The 18,832-nt window shown below is 70.9% G+C and carries 23 protein-coding genes; 16 read left to right on the plus strand and 7 right to left on the minus strand.

Annotated elements, in window-relative coordinates:
* Positions 1-71: 71 nt before the first annotated feature.
* The gene (locus ACIBAD_RS30135; protein ID WP_134067259.1) at positions 72-428 is read left to right on the plus strand and encodes a hypothetical protein; all 357 of its coding nucleotides are present in this window, start codon (positions 72-74) and stop codon (positions 426-428) included.
* Positions 429-498: 70 nt separating this feature from the next.
* Here ACIBAD_RS30135 and ACIBAD_RS30140 read toward each other — a convergent pair whose 3' ends face one another.
* Positions 499-702: a hypothetical protein gene (locus tag ACIBAD_RS30140; RefSeq protein WP_134067257.1), complete on the minus strand. Its 204-nt coding sequence runs from the start codon at positions 700-702 to the stop codon at positions 499-501.
* 193 nt (positions 703-895) lie between these two features.
* On the opposite strand from ACIBAD_RS30140, the gene ACIBAD_RS30145 reads away from it, so the two are divergent.
* Both ACIBAD_RS30145 and ACIBAD_RS30150 read left to right on the plus strand, forming a co-directional pair.
* A complete protein-coding gene (locus tag ACIBAD_RS30145) occupies positions 896-1,393 on the plus strand; it encodes a hypothetical protein (RefSeq protein WP_134067255.1) in 498 nt (165 codons plus the stop codon).
* Positions 1,394-2,172: 779 nt separating this feature from the next.
* Positions 2,173-2,799 carry an NUDIX domain-containing protein gene (locus tag ACIBAD_RS30150; RefSeq protein ID WP_398909772.1) on the plus strand — a complete coding sequence of 209 codons (627 nt, stop codon included), beginning with the start codon at positions 2,173-2,175 and terminating at the stop codon, positions 2,797-2,799.
* On the opposite strand, the gene ACIBAD_RS30155 is transcribed toward ACIBAD_RS30150, so the two are convergent.
* A complete protein-coding gene (locus tag ACIBAD_RS30155; protein WP_398909774.1) occupies positions 2,784-3,497 on the minus strand; it encodes a hypothetical protein in 714 nt (237 codons plus the stop codon). The two genes, ACIBAD_RS30150 and ACIBAD_RS30155, sit on opposite strands and share 16 nt — an antisense overlap.
* Positions 3,498-3,543: 46 nt before the next feature.
* On the opposite strand from ACIBAD_RS30155, the gene ACIBAD_RS30160 reads away from it, so the two are divergent.
* The 5 genes from ACIBAD_RS30160 to ACIBAD_RS30180 all read left to right on the plus strand — a co-directional run bounded on the left by ACIBAD_RS30160 (position 3,544) and on the right by ACIBAD_RS30180 (position 7,373).
* Complete coding sequence (locus ACIBAD_RS30160) at positions 3,544-4,296, plus strand: hypothetical protein (RefSeq protein ID WP_398909777.1); 753 nt, start codon at positions 3,544-3,546, stop codon at positions 4,294-4,296.
* A gap of 878 nt (positions 4,297-5,174) precedes the next feature.
* Entirely contained in the window at positions 5,175-5,609 is a 435-nt protein-coding gene (locus ACIBAD_RS30165; protein ID WP_134067249.1) for an Hsp20/alpha crystallin family protein, read from the plus strand.
* Between the two features lie 86 nt (positions 5,610-5,695).
* Complete coding sequence (locus ACIBAD_RS30170; protein ID WP_134067247.1) at positions 5,696-6,091, plus strand: DUF2267 domain-containing protein; 396 nt, start codon at positions 5,696-5,698, stop codon at positions 6,089-6,091.
* A 38-nt stretch (positions 6,092-6,129) separates the two neighbouring features.
* Positions 6,130-6,573 carry a DUF2267 domain-containing protein gene (locus ACIBAD_RS30175; protein ID WP_134067245.1) on the plus strand — a complete coding sequence of 148 codons (444 nt, stop codon included), beginning with the start codon at positions 6,130-6,132 and terminating at the stop codon, positions 6,571-6,573.
* A gap of 479 nt (positions 6,574-7,052) precedes the next feature.
* A complete protein-coding gene (locus ACIBAD_RS30180) occupies positions 7,053-7,373 on the plus strand; it encodes an STAS domain-containing protein (RefSeq protein WP_398909780.1) in 321 nt (106 codons plus the stop codon).
* 12 nt (positions 7,374-7,385) lie between these two features.
* Here the strand turns inward: ACIBAD_RS30180 and ACIBAD_RS30185 are convergent, their stop codons facing one another.
* A complete protein-coding gene (locus ACIBAD_RS30185) occupies positions 7,386-7,790 on the minus strand; it encodes an ATP-binding protein (RefSeq protein WP_398909782.1) in 405 nt (134 codons plus the stop codon).
* 605 nt (positions 7,791-8,395) lie between these two features.
* Here ACIBAD_RS30185 and ACIBAD_RS30190 point away from each other — a divergent pair.
* Positions 8,396-8,608 carry a hypothetical protein gene (locus tag ACIBAD_RS30190; protein WP_134067239.1) on the plus strand — a complete coding sequence of 71 codons (213 nt, stop codon included), beginning with the start codon at positions 8,396-8,398 and terminating at the stop codon, positions 8,606-8,608.
* A gap of 249 nt (positions 8,609-8,857) precedes the next feature.
* On the plus strand, positions 8,858-9,094 hold the full coding sequence (locus ACIBAD_RS30195; protein ID WP_398909784.1) for a hypothetical protein: 237 nt from the start codon (positions 8,858-8,860) through the stop codon (positions 9,092-9,094).
* A 347-nt stretch (positions 9,095-9,441) separates the two neighbouring features.
* Here the strand turns inward: ACIBAD_RS30195 and ACIBAD_RS30200 are convergent, their stop codons facing one another.
* On the minus strand, positions 9,442-10,323 hold the full coding sequence (locus tag ACIBAD_RS30200; RefSeq protein WP_134067235.1) for a sigma-70 family RNA polymerase sigma factor: 882 nt from the start codon (positions 10,321-10,323) through the stop codon (positions 9,442-9,444).
* A gap of 90 nt (positions 10,324-10,413) precedes the next feature.
* Here ACIBAD_RS30200 and ACIBAD_RS30205 point away from each other — a divergent pair, with 90 nt between their 5' ends.
* The 5 genes from ACIBAD_RS30205 (at position 10,414) to ACIBAD_RS30225 (ending at position 15,322) form a co-directional block, all read left to right on the plus strand.
* Positions 10,414-10,824 carry a VOC family protein gene (locus ACIBAD_RS30205; RefSeq protein ID WP_134067233.1) on the plus strand — a complete coding sequence of 137 codons (411 nt, stop codon included), beginning with the start codon at positions 10,414-10,416 and terminating at the stop codon, positions 10,822-10,824.
* A gap of 191 nt (positions 10,825-11,015) precedes the next feature.
* On the plus strand, positions 11,016-11,474 hold the full coding sequence (locus tag ACIBAD_RS30210; protein WP_134067231.1) for a cupin domain-containing protein: 459 nt from the start codon (positions 11,016-11,018) through the stop codon (positions 11,472-11,474).
* Positions 11,475-11,786: 312 nt separating this feature from the next.
* Positions 11,787-12,968: an FAD-dependent monooxygenase gene (locus ACIBAD_RS30215; protein ID WP_134067229.1), complete on the plus strand. Its 1,182-nt coding sequence runs from the start codon at positions 11,787-11,789 to the stop codon at positions 12,966-12,968.
* Positions 12,968-14,506 (plus strand): hypothetical protein, encoded by a 1,539-nt coding sequence (locus ACIBAD_RS30220; protein WP_398909788.1) that lies wholly within the window; start codon positions 12,968-12,970, stop codon positions 14,504-14,506. The genes ACIBAD_RS30215 and ACIBAD_RS30220 overlap by 1 nt, the downstream gene beginning before the upstream one ends.
* Before the next feature lie 387 nt (positions 14,507-14,893).
* The gene (locus ACIBAD_RS30225) at positions 14,894-15,322 is read left to right on the plus strand and encodes a DUF5133 domain-containing protein (RefSeq protein WP_398909851.1); all 429 of its coding nucleotides are present in this window, start codon (positions 14,894-14,896) and stop codon (positions 15,320-15,322) included.
* A gap of 71 nt (positions 15,323-15,393) precedes the next feature.
* Here the strand turns inward: ACIBAD_RS30225 and ACIBAD_RS30230 are convergent, their stop codons facing one another.
* A complete protein-coding gene (locus ACIBAD_RS30230) occupies positions 15,394-15,891 on the minus strand; it encodes a PP2C family protein-serine/threonine phosphatase (RefSeq protein WP_398909790.1) in 498 nt (165 codons plus the stop codon).
* 297 nt (positions 15,892-16,188) lie between these two features.
* Between ACIBAD_RS30230 and ACIBAD_RS30235 the strand changes: the two genes are divergently transcribed.
* The gene (locus ACIBAD_RS30235; RefSeq protein ID WP_134067223.1) at positions 16,189-17,373 is read left to right on the plus strand and encodes a zinc-dependent alcohol dehydrogenase; all 1,185 of its coding nucleotides are present in this window, start codon (positions 16,189-16,191) and stop codon (positions 17,371-17,373) included.
* Positions 17,374-17,466: 93 nt separating this feature from the next.
* On the opposite strand, the gene ACIBAD_RS30240 is transcribed toward ACIBAD_RS30235, so the two are convergent.
* A complete protein-coding gene (locus ACIBAD_RS30240) occupies positions 17,467-17,976 on the minus strand; it encodes a hypothetical protein (protein WP_134067221.1) in 510 nt (169 codons plus the stop codon).
* A 192-nt stretch (positions 17,977-18,168) separates the two neighbouring features.
* Entirely contained in the window at positions 18,169-18,729 is a 561-nt protein-coding gene (locus tag ACIBAD_RS30245; protein ID WP_134067219.1) for a hemerythrin domain-containing protein, read from the minus strand.
* Positions 18,730-18,832 lie beyond the last annotated feature (103 nt).

An 18,832-nucleotide genomic window follows, 5' to 3' on the forward strand; every position in this document is an offset into this window, starting at 1 on the left:
CTCTCTGGTGGAGCGCCGCCGGATCGGCCGGGGCGCCGCACACCACCGCGAGTCTCACGAGGAGAACGACGATGCGCATGACGACCACCACCCTGCGGTCCCGGGCCGGACTGGCCGCCGCCGCGGCCGCCGTCGCCCTGACCGGTCTGCTCGCCGGCGCCGGCGGCGCCGACGCCGCCGGCAGTTACATCTCGTCCAACAGCGGCGGGGCGAACGAGCGGACCTGCGCCAACACCGGGTGCGGTTCGCTCGGCTACCTGTCCAACGGGACCGGCGTCACGATGCTGTGCTGGACCGACAGCCAGTGGGTCTACCCGCCGAGTTCGAACTACGCCTCGAACCGCTGGTTCCGCGTCTCCAGCTACGTGGGAACCGGCTACGTCCACTCGTCGCTGGTGGCCGGCCAGACCAGCGTCGGCCACTGCTGACCTCCCACCGGCTCGGCTCCCGGCCCCCGGTCCCCAGTTGGCGCCGGGGGCCGGGGGCCGGGGCGTGCCGCTACCGGTCCGTTGACGGGGCCTCCGCGGTCTGGAGGGCCTGGGCGGCGATGGTGATCGCCTCCTGGTCGTGACCCGCCGTCTTCGCCGCCCTGGCCTGGTCGAGGGAGACGCGGAGCAGTTCGATGGTGTGTTCCGGCAGGGAGCGGGACGCCACGACGTCTTCCAGTTTCCGGATGGTGTCCGCGGCCAGGTCGTCGGGCATGGGGGGCCTCCTCTGTCGTTGGGGCTGGGGCTGGGGCTGGGGCTTTCCGACGGTGCCACGCGGCACCGCACCGGACAAGGCGACGGGCCGGTCGGGCGGCGCCCGTCCGTGGGCGGAGGCCCCCGGAGCGAGCCCGCCCGGTCGGGGACGAGTGACGCGGCGGTGGGGTGGAGCTCTTTGGGATCATGCCCGCATGGATTTCGACCTCACTCCACCGACCGGCGTTGGCCCGTTGCGGATCGGTATGACGCGCCACGCGGCCAACACGGCGCTGGACTCGCTCCGCGATCTCTCTGCGATCTCGGAGTCTGACCGCCCGGGGCAGCACGTGTTCCGTCCCAGCGGACTGATGATCAGCATCCACTGCGTGCGCGACATGCTTGAAGCCATCGAGCTGGGAAGGCCGTCGTCCCAGGCGGACCACGTGCTGTTCCAGGGTGTGGACGTGTTCGCGCTTTCGGCCCGCGAGGTTGTCCGGCGCGTCGGTGAGTTCACCTCGATCGAGGAAGATCCTGACGACGATGCTTCATTCGTCGCCCCGGATTTGCTGCTGAGCTTCTGGCGTCCGTTTGCAGCGGACGACCAGCCGGATGAAGAGCAGGGCTATTTCTTCAGCTCGGTCCTGCTGGCACGGCCTGGCTACTACGACACCCCTGCTCAGGCTGCGGAGCGCCTCCGGCAGAGCTCGTGACGGGCCGGTCAGGAGGCCGGCAGGACTCGCTGGGGCCATGGCCGAAGCCGTGCCCTCGAAGACGCCGGGGCTCCATGGCAGTGCCGGGCCAGCGGGCCGGGTGGACGGGTGCTGTCGCAGACTCGTCGCGGGTACCTGATCCAGGACCGTTCCTGCACCTGGCCTACGCCGACCGCCCTGCCCTCCTGGAGCGACTGTTCACCGAACACGTCCCGACCGCCCCTGGACGCCGTGCCCGATGGCCTCCGACCTGGCCAAGGCCGGGGAATGGCTGGAGACCCGGGCGGACGTTTCCGGGGTGGAGAGCATCTTGCAGCCTGGGGGGTGACGTCCGACCGGTGCGGTGACTGCTGCGTCAGTGCGGTCACTCGTCCCTACGCCCCACGCGCTCCTTCTTCACCACCACGCGCCGTGTTACGGTGAGTCACGCATGCGTACTGTCGGCGATGACAGCTGCTGGAGCAGTCGGAAGGTGGACAGGCGATGCGAGTGACACGGCGTGCGGCGAAGGTATGGGGGGCGTGCGCGGCGGCCGCGATCTTGGCGCTGGCAGCCCCCGGTACGGCCCAGGCGGCCCAGGGAGTCCTGTTCGTCGACCGCGCGCCGCACCATGACCCGAGAGGCTGCTTCCCGCTGGGGGACTTCGCCCCGTCAGAGGTCGCCAACTTTACTGACGAAGCGGCCTTTGTGTGGTCGGGCCCGAACTGCGACGGTCGGGTGGTACAGGCGATCCTCCCCGGCCAGATCGCGATCGGGCACGGTCTGAGCCTCTCTATCGAATGAGTAGCCACCCGGCCTTCGGTGGAGGGGGCTACGCCGCCGCCTGCCGCATCCTCAACCCGACCGCCACAGCGGAAGCCGCCCAGGTCCCCGGCCACACACCACGGCTCGGCAAGGAACAGGAAGGCACCGAAGGCATGACGAACGCCTGGCTCCCGCCCGAGGAGTACGTCGAGACCATCGCCCGCGCGACCTCGTACGCCTGCCTGTACTTCACCGACGGCCGAGGCAGGCCCGTCCAGCTCAAGGCCGCCTACAACACCGAGACCTGGCAATGGCCAGGCGGGAACATGGACCACGGGGAGACGCCGTGGGAGTGCGCGGTGCGGGAGTGCCTGGAGGAGACCGGCATCGCCTTCGAGGGCGAGAAGAAGCTCCTCGGCGTCCAGTTCGTCAGCCAGCGCGGACACGACTGGCCCACGAACCACGTCGGCTTCATCTTCGACGGCGGCACCCTCACCGACGAGCAGATCGCCGGCATCGTTCTGGACCCCGCAGAGCACACCGAATTCCGGGTGCAGACGGTACGGGAGTGGGAGGAGATCATGACGCCGGTCAACTTCGCCCGCCTCGGCGCCGTGGACGAGGCCCGGCGTACCAGGACCGTCGCCTACCTGGAACGTTGACCGTGGACGCTCTGCTGATCGTCCTGCGGGGCAACTGGAGGACCGGAAGGTCCCGCGCTTGCCGTTTGAACGTCGGCGTCCGGTGGAGCAGGTTTGGCTCCGGCGGCGAGGGTGACTTGAGCGGTCCATGACCAGGGCTCCTGAGGGGGATCCCAGCTCACCTCGACGTCGGTGTCGTGGAAGTCGCGCGCGAGTTCCGTCACCATCCGGGCGGCCGCGGCTCGCGCGTCTTGAGGGTCGGTGTTGACCGGCACGTCGAGACGCCCGCAGAGCATGCCGCCTTCCATGGTGATGACGCTGTGGCGCCATCCCTCTGGCGTCGCCAACAGCACGATGCCCTTCGGGACGCCCCAGTCGGGCCGCTTCTTCTTCTCCTTCTCGCGTCTCACCATGCGGCTATCCAACATCGTCGGAGTCGTGGCGATGAGGTTGGGTGGCAGCTCAGCTCGCCGGTTGCCCAGTTCTCCGGGGTTTTGGTGCCGATCTGGAGGCGTGCCGGTCGGGTGTAGATGCAGCTCTACTGCGGTTTCGCGGTCCTGCGCACGCTCGGCGGCTCCCCGCCCGCGCGACATCACTTCATGGATCATGCGCCCCCGGAGCCACTCAACACCTGAGACGTAACCCAGCTCGATGCTGTGCGGAGTGCCTGCCCGGAGATCGCCCAGGTCTTCGACCTCGCACGGGAGTTCAGTAGACACCTAGATCGTTTCGTTCGGATCTTGCGAGGGTTGCCATACTTCCCGAATGGAGATGCAAGCCGTGGAGGCGGCGCGGCGTTGGCTGGCCGATCAGGGCGTCAGCCAGGTGCGCGACGGGTGGGTGAGCGACGAGAAGCCGGACGTGTTGCTCACATCCAACGAGGTGGCGCATTCCTGGGCCGGCGATGTGTTCGCCGAAGATCTTGATGCAGCCGACCAGGTCCGGTTGGCCTTCGGGCTACTGGACCTCCTCGACGAGTACTGGGTCACGTGCGAGATCCGCTTCGCGAACGAGGGTGCGGAGGGCCCCCTGCCGGCTGACGTGCTGTGGGACGGCTACCGTCGGCGACTGGAGGCGGACCGGGACATCGAGGCCGTCACCTACTCGCTGTGGGTGGACTGGTTCGAGGATCACACCACCTCCGCGAGGGCCTTCGCCGAGGTCCTCGGTAACGACGTCGACCGAGTGGTGGCCGAGCGGTCGGAAGTCCTGCTCCGCCGAGCCCGTCGCGTTCTGGAGTGTTCGGGCCCGGTGCGCTGGACGGTGAAGGAGCCGACGTACCGCACCGCCATGCGGCTCCCCGCCTTGCACCCAGCCGTCTTCCGCGGCCTTCGGGCGAGCTTCCACGACGTCTACGGCGACCTGGAACCGGTTGCCGCACTGGCCCTCCTCGACCGGCTGGATCTCCCCACAAACACCCAGCATCTTGCCGAACTGCGCCACGTACTCGCCGCGGGGCACAAGAACCACTACCGCAGCCCCGGTGCCTGGGACGACGCGGTTCGCTCCTGCTCCTGAGTCGTCGGCCTGGCAGACCGAAGAAAGATGCTGGCGACATAGAGTCCGGCCAGGTAGCTGGTCGCCGCCTTTTCGTAGCGCGTGGCGGTGCCACGCCACTGCTTCAAGCGGTTGATGCACCGCCCGACGGTGTTGCGGTGCGTTCCTCCGATAGCCCGAGCATGGGTGCGGGGTCGCGGATCTCCAGGACGTCGATCTCGGATCCGGCGAGGAAGCACCGCTCGGTAGCCTCCGGCAGGTCGAGCTGGGCCAGCCATGCGCCGTAGGTGCAAGTCCGGTTCGTTGCGGATGTGCGTGCCGTGCTGCCGGCGCTGACGTCTCCGGCGGACGGTCACAGGCTGCGTGGGTCGTGAGTGACCTGGCGGAGCTGATCGGTGTGGCGGGTGAGGGCGTCAATGCGTACGGCGACGTCGGCGTCATCGGGCCGGCAGGTGAGGGCGGGTGCCGGTCAGGGGGCTGGCCGAGGCCGGCGGCGTCGTTGTAGGCGAGGGCCGTGTTCAGCTCCTCGACGGCCGCCTGTGCGTCGGCGGGCACCCCGGTGAGGGAAGTGATCTGGCCGGCGAGGCGGCGCAGGGCGGCCGGAGCGGGATGCGGTCACGGTCCTGCGTCCGGCGCCGGTGTGGCCTCGGTCGGAGTTCTGCAGGCCGCTGTGCGTTCTTGAGGGCGATGTCGATGGTTTCCATCGTTGTCGCGGCGGCCAGAGGTGGCCAGCACGGTGACCGCCGGGCTCGGCTCGGGGGTCTCGTGCCCGACGTTTCGGTGACTCCGTCATCCTTTCGATGACTCCTTACTTGTCATCCTTTCGATGACATGTTACAACGGGAGCACGTTGAAGCGCATTGGCAGTCCCTGCCTGAACCAACTGGAGGTGTTTCGCGATGTTGATGCGCACTGACCCCTTCCGCGAGATGGACCGCATCGTCCAGCAGCTCTCCGGCGCATCCGGCACCTGGTCGAAGCCGTCCGTGATGCCGATGGACGCCTACCGCCAGGGCGAGGAGTACGTGATCGCCTTCGACCTCCCCGGTGTCAGCACCGAGGCGATCGACATCGACGTCGAGCGGAACATGCTGACCGTGAAGGCCGAGCGCCGGCCCGCGGGGAAGTCCGACGGCGTGCAGATGGAGCTCTCGGAGCGGCCCCTGGGTGTCTTCTCCCGCCAGGTCATGCTGGCCGACACCCTCGACACCGAGCACATCGAGGCGGACTACGACGCGGGTGTCCTGACCCTGCGCATTCCGATCGCCGAGCGTGCCAAGCCGCGGAAGATCAGCATCGGCAGCGCCGACGACCGCAAGCAGATCGCCGGCTGACCCCGCCGCCACCCGGACGCGGAGGACGGGATCCTTCCCCCCCCGGCAGCCCGTCCTCCGCACACACCCTCCCTGGAGGTGGAGTGATGCCGATGCGCCAGGAGGCGTTCCTGGATCACGTCCAAGAACGCGGCGAGTACCGGACCCGGGAAGAGGCCGAACGCGTCGCCCGCGTCGTTCTGGCTCTGCTGGGTGCGCACCTGGTGGGCACCGTGCGGGCTGCGCTCGCGGCCCGCTTGCCCGAGACGTATGCCCTGATCCTCCTCAACCCGCTGCAGGCCGCGGAGCCGCTCTCTCCCGAGCGGTTCGTCCGCGCGACCGCGGCCTGGATCGAAGGTGCCAACGAGACCACGGCCCTGTGGGATGTCGGCGCGGTCCTCTCCACTGTCGCCGCAGCGGCGGAAGACACCCTTCTGCACGAGGTCCTGCTCCAGCTCCCGCCGGGCTACGACCTCCTCTTCGGTCACCCCCTGCCCACCTGACCGCCCGCGTCAGCGAAGAGAAAGGCAACCGCAACCCCATGTACGACCAGCCTCGACCGAACCCGGCCCGACCCGCCATGACGTTCGACCAGATGCTGGAACGCGTGCGCTACGAAGGCGCCTACCCCACCCGCGAACGCGCAGAAGAAGCCGTGCGCACCGTCCTGGCCGCCCTCGGCCGGCAAGTCACCGGAGACGGACGGGTCGACCTAGCCCAGGCCCTGCCCGTCGAAGCCGCCCTCGCCCTGACCGCCCAGGTCCCCGACACCGAACAACTCACCGGCTGGGGCTTCGTCAAAGACATGGCCGCCCGCACCGGTACCACCCCGGCCATCGCCCGCTGGGACACCGGCGCCGTACTCGCCACCATCGCCGTCCTCGCCGGCCCCGACCTCCTCGCGCGCATCCTCCACCAGCTCCCCGGCGGGTACGCCCTCCTCTTCGGTCAGGCAGAACTACGACAGCCCCAGCACGCCGTCTGACCCGGCCCAGCCGCCCTCGCACACAGCAGGCCCCGGCCAGCGGGCCGGAGCCTGCTCCCTTCTGGAGGATTCGCCCGGGGTTCAGCGGCCGCCGGGTCGACGCCGGAGCGCCGAGCGCCGCCGGCACCTGCCCGACCATCCGCGGGCCGGGACGGCGGCGACGAAGGCGGCCGCCGAGGTGGGTGGCCCCAGCGCGAGGGCCTGCCTCCGGTCGAGGTCGTGTATGTCGTGCCGACGGCGGAGTGCGGCTGGAGGCCGGGCCTTGCCCGCGCTACGCGCCGCGCTGCTCGGACGCGGCCGAAGGTGCGCCGGCAGCGGGCTCGTCAGGGGTTGACCAGGCTGGTGTGTCGCCGGCTGGTTGGTCTCTGGGCCGGCGGCTCGCCGTGGTGGCTCGAGGCGTGGTGTCGTTCCGGTCGGGTTCCCCGTACGGTGCGGTGTAAGACGGTTTGTGTCGACGGAGAGCGGGACCGGAGGGTTGTATGGAGTCGCCGAAGGTGACGGTTCGTGCCGAGGCGGACACGGCGTGTGTGGTGGCCTGCTCGGGAGAGTTCGATCAGGACACGGTCGGTCTGCTGCAGGCCGCGTGTGAGGGTGAGACGAACGGCGCGAGCCCGTTGGTGCTCGATGTGAAGAACGTGACCTTCGCCGACTCGTCGTTCCTCAATGCTCTGATCCGCTTGCGCAATACTCGCCCGCTGGCTTTGGAGGGACCCCTGCCGGACCAGCTGCACCGCCTGCTCGATCTGACCGGGACTCGTGCCCTGTTCGACATACACGAGGACGGCGAGGAGACCGGCTGAACGCCGACGGGATCAGGATTGGCCGCTCGGGGTGGCGGTGAGCGTGGCTGTGATGGTCTTGCCGTCGCGGTGGATGTGGACGTCGGTGGTGGCGAGCTGATTGACCAGCCGCCAGCCGAAGCCGCCGGGTTCATCCGGGGCCCAGGGCTTGATCCGAGGTGGGGAGGTTGAGCGGTCGCGGACCTCGACGGTGACGGTATCGTCCCCGGCGGTGACCCGGAAAGCGGTGGCGCCGCCGGCGTGGCGGCTGGCGTTGGAGATCATTTCGGAGACCACGGTCAGCACGTTGTCCAGCGCGGCGGGGGGCAGATTCAGACCGGCCAGGATGTCGCGGGCGGAATCCCGGGCCTCCGCGCAGCTGAGGCCCGCTCCCAGAGACTCCGGCAGTAGCTGGTCAGGCAGCGTCCACTGTTCCATCTCACGCACTTTCCCCCGCTTTCATCCGGTAAGCGGCGGGCGGATGCCTCCCCGCTGTCCGCCCCCGCGGCCCGCTGAGGCCAACTCGTTGCCCGCCAGTGGCGCAAAAACTTCGGCACTTGAAGACTCAGTGGCAAGGCTAACCCCGCCGGGGCCGGCGTCGGTAGGGCCCTTCCCCGATGTCCGAGGGCCACCGGCCGGGGCCGCTGACGGACTCGCGATCGAGGCGCCGCCAGGCCGAGCCGCCTCGACCTGAAGCGTCTTGAGCCCGCTTTCGATGGGGAGGTGAGGCTGGACCCCTGCGGGGATGCCGTCTCATCACACCATCGATCTCGTCTACCCACAGTTCGTCGTGGTGAACGATGGTCCGGGTTGTGCCTTTAATCCACGGTTGTCTTCGAGAAGCCGCGTCGGGGTTCGGCTATCACGTGGTGGATTTTCGTGTGGGAGGGGTGACGCGGAGGCGGGCGGATCGTTTCAGCTGATGTGAATGATCGATTCCGCTTCCTCTGGTCCCGCCGTCCCGACCGCGTCAGCCCGCGCGGACGAGGCCTGCCGCCCGCAATCTGCGCCCGCGTGCCGAGCCGCCACAGGGGACCAGCGTTGTGAGGGGCCGGGCGTTCTACTGGTGCCGGTCCTGCCGCCAGCCGCTCTACACCACCAGTTCCCCCGCGCTCCCGGCCGGCAGGGACTGGGAAATCGACCATCAGCAGCTCGACGACTGCGCCAACGAGCACCTGATGCCCCTGACCGGAACCGCCACCCTGCCCGAAGACCTGCCCAACGCGCCGCGCGTGCTGCGCGCCTTCGGAGCCTGAGCTCCGCCCGGAACCCTGAGGCCCTGACCGACGCCGCGCCCTCGGCGCAGCCCTGTTCCACCGCGGCTGACCGGCCGAGTGGACGAGACCCACGGCCACCCCGCTGAGGGACTGTCTGCGGGAGCCCGAGCGCTGACGCCGGCGTCCGCCGCCTGGGTGCTGAACAGCTGCGCCGGGGGAGCGGTACTCGCTGTTCGGCTGTGTGCGTCGGGTGTAAAGGGCGGGCGGCCAGGGGATCGTCACGGCCGCGTGGGCTTCCTGCCTGCGGACCTGCGCCCGGCGGTGATGGATCGGCCGGTATCGGTGAAGTCTCTCCACATGCCTGAGGACCCCATGGAGTTCGTCGACGCGATTGCTCTCGCCGTGCGGGCGGGCGATGACCGCCGTATCGGCCTTCTTCTCGACCGGTTCAAGGAAGTGGCGGGCCTTTCCCACTTGATACAGCTACGTGAGCGGCTGTGCGGTACGGGCGGGCAGCGGAGGTGACGCCCCGTGGTCGGCCCCGGCACCGTGCGGATCCCGACCAAGATCCGGTGCGGGCGGGCTGGCGGGCGGGGGAGCTGACCGTGACCGGGTGTCCCAGCGAGCGGTTCGGCTCGGAGCAACAGGGACGCAGGCGCGCGCCGGAGGAAGGTCGACGGGCGACGGGCCGGCATGCGCCCGGCCCGTCCCCGCGTCAGCCAACCAGGGCGCGGCGTCCAAGGCCGGCGCCGTCGGCCTCCACCCCGGCCGTCCCAACGCAGGCACTCCACCAAGAGCTGTCCGGCCGACCACGTCCGAAGCCGGCTACGGGTGTCCTGGCCGAGCGTCAGGGAGCGAAGGGATGAGGGTGCTCATGCCGGCGGGTCCGGCAGGTCCATCTGCGCGAGCTTGTCCGGGTCGACCACGGCCGTGATGGCGGTGATCCGGCCGTCGGTGACGGTGAACGCGAGGACGGAGAGCGGGGCGCCGTCCTCGCGCCAGGAGATGATTCCGGGAAGGCCGCCCACGAACGCTGCCCGGCCCAGGGTGGCCGCACTGGCCGCCAGCTGCGCGCCGGCGGCTACCTTGGTGGCGCCGAGGGTGACGACCATGCCGCCGGGGGTGTCAACGGTGAGCCGCACCTCGGGGTCGAGCACGCGCAGCAGACCCTCGAAGTCGCCACCGCGAGCTGCCGCCAGGAAGGCAGAGACCACTTGGCGCTGTTCCCGGCCTGCGCCGGTCGGCCGTTCGGCTGCCCGGACCTTTCTGCGGGCGCGGCTGGCGAGCATCTTGGCGGCGTCGGTGGACTTGCCGAGGATGCGGCCGATCTCGTCGAAGGGCACCGCGAAGAGGTCGTGCAGCACGAACGCCAGCCGTTCGCCGGGCCGGAGCGAGTCGAGGACGACGAGGAGCGCGAGCCCGACCGAGTCGGCGAGCACCGCGTCGTCGTCCGGCGCGGGAGCGTCGTCGAGCGTCACCACGAGTTCGGGCAGACGGTCATCCAGGGACGCCTCGGGGCGGGCCTGGCGCGACCGCAAGACGTCGAGGCTGATCCGGCCGACCACGGTGGTGAGCCAGCCGGCGAGGTTCTCGATGGCCGTCGCGTCCTGGCGGGAGAGCCGCAGCCAGGCTTCCTGGACCACGTCCTCGGCGTCGGCGTGCGAGCCGAGCACGCGGTGGGCGACCGCCCGCAGCCGGTCGCGCTGGGACTCGAATGCCTGGACCACCGGGTCCGTCGAGCCAGTCTCGAACATGTTGTCACCTTCCCCGAATCCGCTCCGTCATGAGTGATGACGGGCCCGGACGGGCCCAGGTAACCGCTCAAGGCGCAGGAGGACAACACCATGCTGACCAACATCATGTACGTGACGCTTTATGTCACTGATCAGGAGCGCGCGCTGGGGTTCTACACGGAACAGCTCGGCTTGGAGAAGCGCGTGGACCACCCGGGTCCGGACGGGCGCTTCCTCACGGTAGGTGTCCCCGGCAGCCCGCTCGAAATCATCCTCTGGCCGCACGCTGCGGCCGCGGGGATGCCGGCCGAGCTGCAGCCGGGCCCCACTCCCGGTCCGGTCTTCCTCGAATCGGACGACCTGCGCGCAGACTTCAAGGTGCTGCGTGAGCGCGGTGTGACATTCGACCAGCCTGAACCAGAGGACTACGGGTACGGAGTCCGCATCGAGGCCCTCGATCCGGACGGCAACCGGATCTCGCTGCGCCAGCGCGCAGCATGGCAGAGCTCTGGCCAGCGCTGACCGTTCGCAGACTCGGCGTTGGCGGAGCCGGACGGCGCCAGCCACGCCAGCTCGCAGGTCACCGAGCGGTGCTGCGACACCCTCACGGGGGGCCCTCGAATACCCACCGGCGCATGTCCGGCAGGCTGCCGACCCCCTCCGCCGAACCACCACCCACCCCCTCGTCCCCGCCCCGAGAGACAGGAACCGTGATGTCACGCGAGCGATTCATCCAGCTGCTGCCCGGCGAGCGCAGGCCCGGCCGCGTCCCTCTGCCCCCGACTTTCCAGGTCAAGGCCCGCACCGAGGACACCGAAGGCCGCCTGTCCCTCGTGGAAGTCACCCTGGTCCGTGACATCCCGAGGCACACCCACCACCTCGACGACGAGATGATCTACGTCCTTGAGGGTGAACTCGGCGTGCACTTCGACGGCGAGGACCAAACCGTGCCCGCAGGCTCCTTCGTCCTGCTCCCCAAGGGAGTTCCGCACGCACTGAGCCGCGCCACCGACGCACCGCCCCGCGTCCTGCAGGTCTCCTCACCCGGCGGCTGGGAGTGCTACCTGGAAGACCTCACCGAAGCCGGCCCGGCCACGGACCCCGGCGGCTCCTTCACCCCTGCCACGCTCAACCCCATCGCCGCCCCCCACGGCATTCACTACGAGGAGTAACGCAGCGACGTCGCCAACCCGGCCTGTACCAGGGAACGCCAGAGAGCCCCGCGGGGCCCGGCCGGGGCTTCTCGGGGCGCACGGCCGGGCTCCGCGCGCGTGGGGTGGCAGCAGCGTGACGGTGACGGCCCATTTCCCCCACGGACCGACGGCAACCTGGCCGGTCCGCCCTTCGGCCCGTTGACACGCATCTGCCAAAATATTGCTACGAGGCGCTGCTCAGCCGGACCTGCGCCGCGCCGCATCCCGCTCGGGCACCGGATCGACGGCCTCCTGACCGGGGACGGCGCCCTCGAACCCAAATGAGGACCCATGACTCAGCGCGCCGTGGCCATCGTCGGCGGCGGGATCGGCGGTCTCGCGGCGGCCGTCGCCCTGCACCGCCGGGGCTGGCGCGTCGAGGTGCTGGAACGGGCCGGGGAGTTCACTGAGATCGGCGCCGGCATCTCCCTGTGGCCCAACGCGCTGCGCGCGCTTGAGGCGCTGGGCCTGGCCGGCGCCGTCCGGGCACTCGGCGCCGTCGAGGCCACAGGCGGCGTACGCGACCTTCGGGGCCGCTGGCTGTCCCGTACGGACAACGCGGAGCTGGCGCGCCGCTTCGGCCATCCTTTGGTGGTCCTGCACCGCGCGGACCTGTTGCGGGTGCTCAGCGACGCGCTGCCCGCTGACAGTCTGCGCTCGGGCAGCGAGGTGTCCGCGGTCCGCGAAGACGGCCACCGTGTGGTCATCGTTCACCGCAAGGGCGAGTCCCGGCACGATCTCGTGGTCGGCGCCGACGGGCTGCACAGTGCGGTCCGTCGCGCCCTGTGGCCCACCGCGGCCGGCCCACGGTACGCCGGATACACCGCCTGGCGCATGGTCACCGAGCCCCTCGCCGAGCCGCCCCGCGAGGGCGCGGCGACCTGGGGCCGCGGGGCGAGATTCGGCTACACGGCGCTGCCGGGCGGGCGGACGTACTGCTTCGCGACCGCGTCCCTCCCGGCGGGAGCAGCCTCCGGCTCATCCGAGTACGCCGAACTGCTGGGCCGGTTCGCATCCTGGCCGGATCCCATTCCCGCCCTGCTGGCCGCCGTCCCCGCCGGCGCGGTACTCCGGCACGACCTGTACGACCTGCCGCCGCTGCCTTCCTTCGTCCGCGGCCGGGTCGCGCTGGTGGGCGACGCGGCCCACGCCATGACCCCCAATCTGGGCCAGGGCGCGTGCCAGGCGCTGGAGGACGCGGTCACGCTCGCCCACTGCCTCGACACCACCCCGGACGTTGCCGCCGCGCTGCGCTCGTATGATGGCCTGCGCCGCCCGCGGACCCAGGCCATCACACGCCGCTCCGCCCGGCTCGGCGCAGTCGGCCAGCTGTCGTGGCCGCCGGCGGTGCTGCTGCGCGACACGGCCGCCCGGCTGACGCCGACGCGGGCGACGCTGCGTTCCATGACGCCGGTGCTCGACTGGACCGTGCCCGGCGCCCCGGTGACCGAGACGGAGCACGAGAGCCACTGATGCCGGACTGGACGTACCACCCGCTGCGCGGCCTGGCGGCTGCCGTCCTCGGCCGGCGCCGTTCGCAGCGCACCGCGCTGCGGCTGCTGGCCTCGATCGGTTCCCGCCCCGCCGGCGCCCGGCTGATCGCCAGCGGGTTCGGCCACCGCCATCCGCCCGAGCAGCTCGCCGGCGAGATCGCCGGCGTGCCCGTGACCGTCCGCCTCGGCATATCCGTCCCGCCCTCGCTCGCCCGCGAAGCGGTACGCGCCATGCCCCCGCTCGGGGCCGGTGTCGTCGAGGTGGCGCCCGTCTCGGCGGCCGACGCGGAGACCATACGCGAGGCCGCTGCCGACCGCGCGATCCCGCTGCTCGTCCGCGCCTGCGACCCGGACGCCGAGACCGCCCTCAGACCCCATGTCGACGGGTTCACCAGCAGCGATGACCCGCACGTAGTCCACGTGTCCGACCCGTCGGTCACCGCCGCGGCCGCCGCGCTCAAGGCGCCGGGCGCCATCGTGCTCGCCCGGCCCGGGGTGCTCGTCGAGGCCGGACCCGGCTGGTTCGCACGGGTCACCGAGGCCGCCACGCCCACCACGCCCGCCCCAGCGCTAGGCGACGTCGGCCGCAACCCCCGCCGCTGGCCCGCCTGGTGCTGGGCGCTGCTCGTCGGGCTCGGGATGACGGGCGCCGGACTCGGCGCCGCGGCGATCACACTCGGGCCGGTGCTGCTCTGGTACGACCGCGACTACCTCGGCATGACGCTTCCCGAACTGCATGCCGCCAACCACCACCTCGTGCACTTCCTCCAGCACGACCGGATCACCATGGCCGGCACGATGGTGGCGATCGGCGCCCTCTACACCGGCCTCGCCGTGGGCGGGATCAGACGCGGGTGGCTCTGGGCCCGTGAGGTGTACCTGCTCTCGGGGGCGATCGCCTTCCCCACCTTTTTCTACTTCCTGGCCACCGGCTTCGTGGAACCCCTGCACACGGCCACCACCATCGTGCTGTTCCCGATGTTCGTGGCCGCGGTCCGCCGGACCCCGCACGCACCGCAGTGGCGCCTGGCCCCCGAGGGGCCGGAGCCGGAGCGCCGACGGGCGCTGGTCGGCCAGTTGCTGCTGATCGTCACGGGAGCGGGGCTGCTCGTCGGGGGAGCGGTGATCTCGCTGGTCGGTCTGACCGGTGTCTTCGTACCGACCGACCTGGCCTTCCTGGGCACCAGCCCGCAGGTGCTGGAAACCGTCAATCCCCGGCTTGTGCCGTTCGTCGCCCACGACCGCGCCGGGTTCGGCGGCGCCCTGATGGCCGCCGCGGTGGTCATCATTCTGCTCAGTGCGTGGGGCTGGCGGCGCGGTGAGGCCTGGGTGTTCTGGACCCTGGCCGTGGCGGCGGCCGCCGGTTTCCTGCCGACTGTCGTGGTGCACGGCGCGATCCACTACACGGACTTCATCCACCTCTCGCCGGTCTACTTCGGCATCGCCACGACCGCCACCGGCCTGCTGCTCGCGCATCCGTACCTGTGCGCCAAGGCGTCCGCGAGGCCGAAGGACTGACGGGCCGCCCCTGCGAAAGTTCCACCCCCGACGGCCAGGGCACGTCCGAGGTGTAGATCCCGCTGAACATCCCGGCGGCGCTGTCCGGCGAGCGCCTCACCGCAGACGTGCAGGGCCCCTGCGCTCCGGAGTCGACGCGGGCATGGTCGCCCCCGACGCCGTCGACACGAAGGTCACCGCTGATTCGGATTAGGACCGCGCCCCCGTGCTTACAGATGGCAGCTAGGGGGGAATACCTTCCGTACGTGCGTCCGTACGTGTCTCCGCCTTGGATTGAAAGGATCCCCCATGTCCGCAGTCGGAAGTCGTCCCGAGCCCCCGTCCGCTGCGGTCGCTCACGCCGGCGGGCCTCTGACCGGCACTCCGACGACTGTTCGGGTGGTGGGGATGCTGATGGCCGCGACGCCCTGCACGGCCCGCGACGCGCGGCGGATCTTGGAGGCTGCTGCCGACCTCGCGAGCACGACCCCCGAGGCGCTGGCCGCCGCCGTGGTCGCGGGCACCCTGGGCACACCTGTTCCCGCGTACATCGCTCGGGCCCTGCGCCGCGCGGTGCATGCGGGTCGCACCACCGTGGTGAGCGGCGGGCGAAGCCGGGGGAACGTGCTGACCCCGGCCCTGGCCAGGACCGAGGAGGTCCTGACGCGGCTGCGCGGCTGCCGAGCCAGCCTGGCGGCCACGCCCGAGGACCCCGCGGCCGTACGAGCCATGGACGATGCCGGCTACACCCTGTGTGTCCTCATGGGCCAAGCCACCGTCCACGATGCCGTCCTGGCAGCGGAGGCGCTTCTGTCCTCGTCGGCTCCACGTGACTGAACCGGGCCGCTGGCCCGGGCGCCCCCGGGGTGCCATCAGGAGGCTGCGGCCGGGCCTTCCGGCCCGCGCGGTCAACGCGCCCGCTGGGAGGGGTGCCATACCTCGGGGGAGCGGGCTTCGGTGATGCCGTCGCTGTACAGCAGGACTCGGTCGCCGGGTTGGAGCCGGACGTGTTCCTGCGCCGGAGGGTCGGCGGTGTGGAAGCCGTAGCCGAGGGGGAGGTGGGCCGGGCGTTCGAGGGCGTTCTGCAGCACGTGGCCGTCGCGGATGAGGTGCGGCGGTGGATGGCCGCAGTTGATCCAGGTGAAGTCCCCTTGGTCGGAGTCGAGTTCGGCGATGACGGCGGTCAGGAGCCGGTCCGGGATCCACTGGGTGAGGGTGCGGTCGATGGTGGCGACGATGTCGCGGAGGTCGCCCCCCGAGCGGCGGGTGGCGCGGCATGCTGCCAGGGCGGCGCCGCTGGCGCCGCCGGAGGCGAGGTCGTGACCCATCGCGTCGACGAGCGTCAGGTGCAGGATCGCGTCGATGCTGGTGATCGGCGAGCTGGTGACCAATGCCGTCCGCCACACGTCCGGAGGCTGCGTGCTGGAACTCCGCGGGGCACCCGACGGCGGCCTGGACGTCGATGTCAGCGACACCAGCAGGCGGAACCCGGCCCCGACAGCCCGACGGCAGTGTGAGGGGGGTGGGGGACGCCACCTCGGGAGCGGATGGCAAGGGCATCCGCGTCCACCTGTGCCGCTGGACGTTCTCGCAGATCAGCGGGGATCGTCTCGCGATTCCAGGCCGCGCCCCCGGTGCGTGCCAGTACCAAGACGGGGTAGGCGGAAAGGTCCGGAATACGGACCTGAAAGCGAGGAGGCGTGATGAAAGCCGTGACCTGGCAGGGCCGCCGCAAGATCGAGGTGGCAACCGTTCCGGACCCGCAGATCGCCGATCCCACGGATGCCGTGATCAAGGTGACGACGACGGGCCTGTGCGGCTCGGACCTGCATCTCTACGAGGTGCTCGGCCCCTTCATGGACGCGGGGGACATCCTGGGCCACGAGCCGATGGGGGTGGTCGCCGAGGTGGGGCCCGAGGTCCGGGAACTGAAGGTCGGCGAGCGGGTCGTCGTGCCGTTCAACGTGTCCTGCGGTACCTGCTTCATGTGCGAGCGGGGACTGCACTCGCAGTGCGAGACGACCCAGGTCCACGAGCACGGCAGCGGCGCGAGCCTGTTCGGGTACACCAAGCTCTACGGGCAGGTGCCCGGCGGGCAGGCCGAGTACCTGCGCGTCCCCTTCGCCGACACGCTCCCGATCCGTGTTCCCGAAGGGCCACCGGACGAGCGCTTCGTGTACCTGTCGGACGTCCTGCCGACCGCCTGGCAGGCCGTCGTCTACGCCGACATCCCGCCCGCCGGCAGCGTCGCCGTCCTGGGCCTCGGGCCCATCGGCGACATGTGCACCCGCATCGCCGCCCACCGAGGGGCCGGCAAGGTGATCGGCATCGACCTGGTCCCCGAAAGGCTCGCCCGCGCCGCAGGCCACGGCGTACAGGTCTACGACCTGTCCCACTACGGAGACCAGCTCGTCGACGCGGTCCGCGGCGCCACCGGCGGCCGGGGCCCGGACGCCGTGATCGACGCCGTCGGGATGGAGGCCCACGGCAGTGTCGGCACCAAGGCCGCGCAGACCGCGACCGGCCTGCTCCCGGACGCCCTGGCTTCCGCACTGATGAAGAAGGCGGGGGTTGACCGCCTGGGCGCCCTGAAGCTGGCCATAGAGCTCGTCCGCCGCGGCGGCACGATTTCGCTCTCCGGCGTCTACGGGGGAGCCGCCGACCCGCTCCCGCTGCTCACGATGTTCGACAAGCAGATCCAGCTGCGCATGGGGCAGGCCAACGTCCGCCGGTGGGTCGACGACCTGATGCCCTTGCTGACAGACGGCGACCCTCTCGGAGTCGAGGGTTTCGCCACCCATCACCTGCCACTGGACGAGGCCCCGCGGGCGTACGCGGACTTCCAGGCGAAGCGCGACAACATGGTGAAGGTCCTCTTCCGTCCCTGACCCCCGAGGACTGTCGCACCCCGCACGGCAACGCCGCCCGTTCGCCCGGAAGGTCCTCACCTGCGGACGTGTCCCGATGATCGGCAAGCCTGCCTACCTCACGGCGGCGTTCTCTCCGTCCAGCAGGTCGAGCAGCAGTGCCCGGTGGAGGGCGGCGACCGGCTCCAGCAGGTCGGGATGGCGCAGCAAGGGCGCGGCGTCGTGTTCGTGGTCGCCGGGGCGGGTGAGACGGGCGACGTCACCGGCACCTGCCTGGCCGCGATCGACGACGTGGTGGGCGTCGAGGGCGAGGGCGGGGGCGGCGAGGAGGCAGGCTGCCCAGCTGACGACGGTTTCGTCCACCCACGTGCGCCAGCCGGCTTCGGCGTCGCCGCCCTGATCGCCGCTGGTCAGCCATTCCAGCTGGGCGCTTCCACCCGGGCCGAGGAGATGCAGGAGCTGTGCGTCGAGCGGCGTCGGGTACCGCAGAGCGGCGGCGAGGGTGACGGCCTGGCGGGCCTGGGCCTCGGCCAGGGCCTGGTTGAACGCGCCCGGGGAGGGCGGGAAGGCGGTGAGCAGCCAGCGTGTGCTGGCGGCTATGACGGGCGTGAGATCGGCGGACACGGCGGCTTCCTCGGGGGGCGTGCTCGCCGGGGCCCGGCCGGGTCCGCGAGCTGCGGGGCGAAGCTGCGCCGCTCCGCTCGTGGCCGACCAGCGTAGCGGCAAGCACCGGACCTGCGGCATGACGCACGTCACCGTCCGACGGGGGCGGCGGGCCCGGACGCGTACCTGCGGCCCGCCGTCCCGGACCGGAGGTCAGGACTTGCCGCGGCCGGTCACGAAGTCGCGTGCCCGGTCCACCAGGCCGGCGCCCGGTGCGAGGAGCTTGCTTGCCGTGGGGCTGCTCGGAGCGGCGGGGTGCGGGCGGGTGGGTGCCATGGACTTGGCGCGGCGGATCTTGTCACCGAGATCGTCCAGTTGCTGCGGGGTGCAGGCTCTCCTCAGCATCGGGAAGAGGTTGCTCTCCTCGTCCTGGACGTGGGCGGCGACCTCGTCCATGAGCTGCTGCAGGAGCGGGCTCATGTGCGCGTCATCGGTGCTCATCTTCTCCAGCCGCTTGAGCATCTTCTCGACGCGGGCGTGGTCCTCGATCTCCTTGTCCGCCATCGGCCCGCCGCCCTCGACGTGCTCGCGTACGGCCGGGTAGAGGTACTGCTCCTCGGCGACCGAGTGCCGCACCAGCTCGATGGTGATCTCGTCGATGAGATCGCGGAGCTCCTGCCCGGTGCCGGTCATGGCCTGGATCCGGGCGAACATACCCTCCACCTCGCGGTGGTCGGCCATCAGCTCGTCGATCACGTTCCCGCCGTGTCCCATGTCGCCTCCATGTGTTCGGGTCGGGCCTGTCCGGCCCGATCCGATCGGTTCCCCGCCGGACGTGCGGGTGTCCGGCCGCAGCGGATGTCTCACCCGCTCGGGT

This window comes from Streptomyces sp. NPDC051109 (assembly GCF_044455885.1).
Lineage (GTDB): Bacteria > Actinomycetota > Actinomycetes > Streptomycetales > Streptomycetaceae > Streptomyces.

Coding starts and splice junctions, on each gene's coding strand:
- ACIBAD_RS30135 (WP_134067259.1), top strand. CDS start 72: ATGCGCATGACGACCACCACCCTGCGGTCCCGGGCCGGACTGGCCGCC.
- ACIBAD_RS30140 (WP_134067257.1), bottom strand. CDS start 702: ATGCCCGACGACCTGGCCGCGGACACCATCCGGAAACTGGAAGACGTC.
- ACIBAD_RS30145 (WP_134067255.1), top strand. CDS start 896: ATGGATTTCGACCTCACTCCACCGACCGGCGTTGGCCCGTTGCGGATC.
- ACIBAD_RS30150 (WP_398909772.1), top strand. CDS start 2,173: ATGAGTAGCCACCCGGCCTTCGGTGGAGGGGGCTACGCCGCCGCCTGC.
- ACIBAD_RS30160 (WP_398909777.1), top strand. CDS start 3,544: ATGGAGATGCAAGCCGTGGAGGCGGCGCGGCGTTGGCTGGCCGATCAG.
- ACIBAD_RS30165 (WP_134067249.1), top strand. CDS start 5,175: ATGTTGATGCGCACTGACCCCTTCCGCGAGATGGACCGCATCGTCCAG.
- ACIBAD_RS30170 (WP_134067247.1), top strand. CDS start 5,696: ATGCCGATGCGCCAGGAGGCGTTCCTGGATCACGTCCAAGAACGCGGC.
- ACIBAD_RS30175 (WP_134067245.1), top strand. CDS start 6,130: ATGTACGACCAGCCTCGACCGAACCCGGCCCGACCCGCCATGACGTTC.
- ACIBAD_RS30180 (WP_398909780.1), top strand. CDS start 7,053: ATGGAGTCGCCGAAGGTGACGGTTCGTGCCGAGGCGGACACGGCGTGT.
- ACIBAD_RS30185 (WP_398909782.1), bottom strand. CDS start 7,790: ATGGAACAGTGGACGCTGCCTGACCAGCTACTGCCGGAGTCTCTGGGA.
- ACIBAD_RS30200 (WP_134067235.1), bottom strand. CDS start 10,323: ATGTTCGAGACTGGCTCGACGGACCCGGTGGTCCAGGCATTCGAGTCC.
- ACIBAD_RS30205 (WP_134067233.1), top strand. CDS start 10,414: ATGCTGACCAACATCATGTACGTGACGCTTTATGTCACTGATCAGGAG.
- ACIBAD_RS30210 (WP_134067231.1), top strand. CDS start 11,016: ATGTCACGCGAGCGATTCATCCAGCTGCTGCCCGGCGAGCGCAGGCCC.
- ACIBAD_RS30215 (WP_134067229.1), top strand. CDS start 11,787: ATGACTCAGCGCGCCGTGGCCATCGTCGGCGGCGGGATCGGCGGTCTC.
- ACIBAD_RS30220 (WP_398909788.1), top strand. CDS start 12,968: ATGCCGGACTGGACGTACCACCCGCTGCGCGGCCTGGCGGCTGCCGTC.
- ACIBAD_RS30225 (WP_398909851.1), top strand. CDS start 14,894: ATGCTGATGGCCGCGACGCCCTGCACGGCCCGCGACGCGCGGCGGATC.
- ACIBAD_RS30235 (WP_134067223.1), top strand. CDS start 16,189: ATGAAAGCCGTGACCTGGCAGGGCCGCCGCAAGATCGAGGTGGCAACC.
- ACIBAD_RS30245 (WP_134067219.1), bottom strand. CDS start 18,729: ATGGGACACGGCGGGAACGTGATCGACGAGCTGATGGCCGACCACCGC.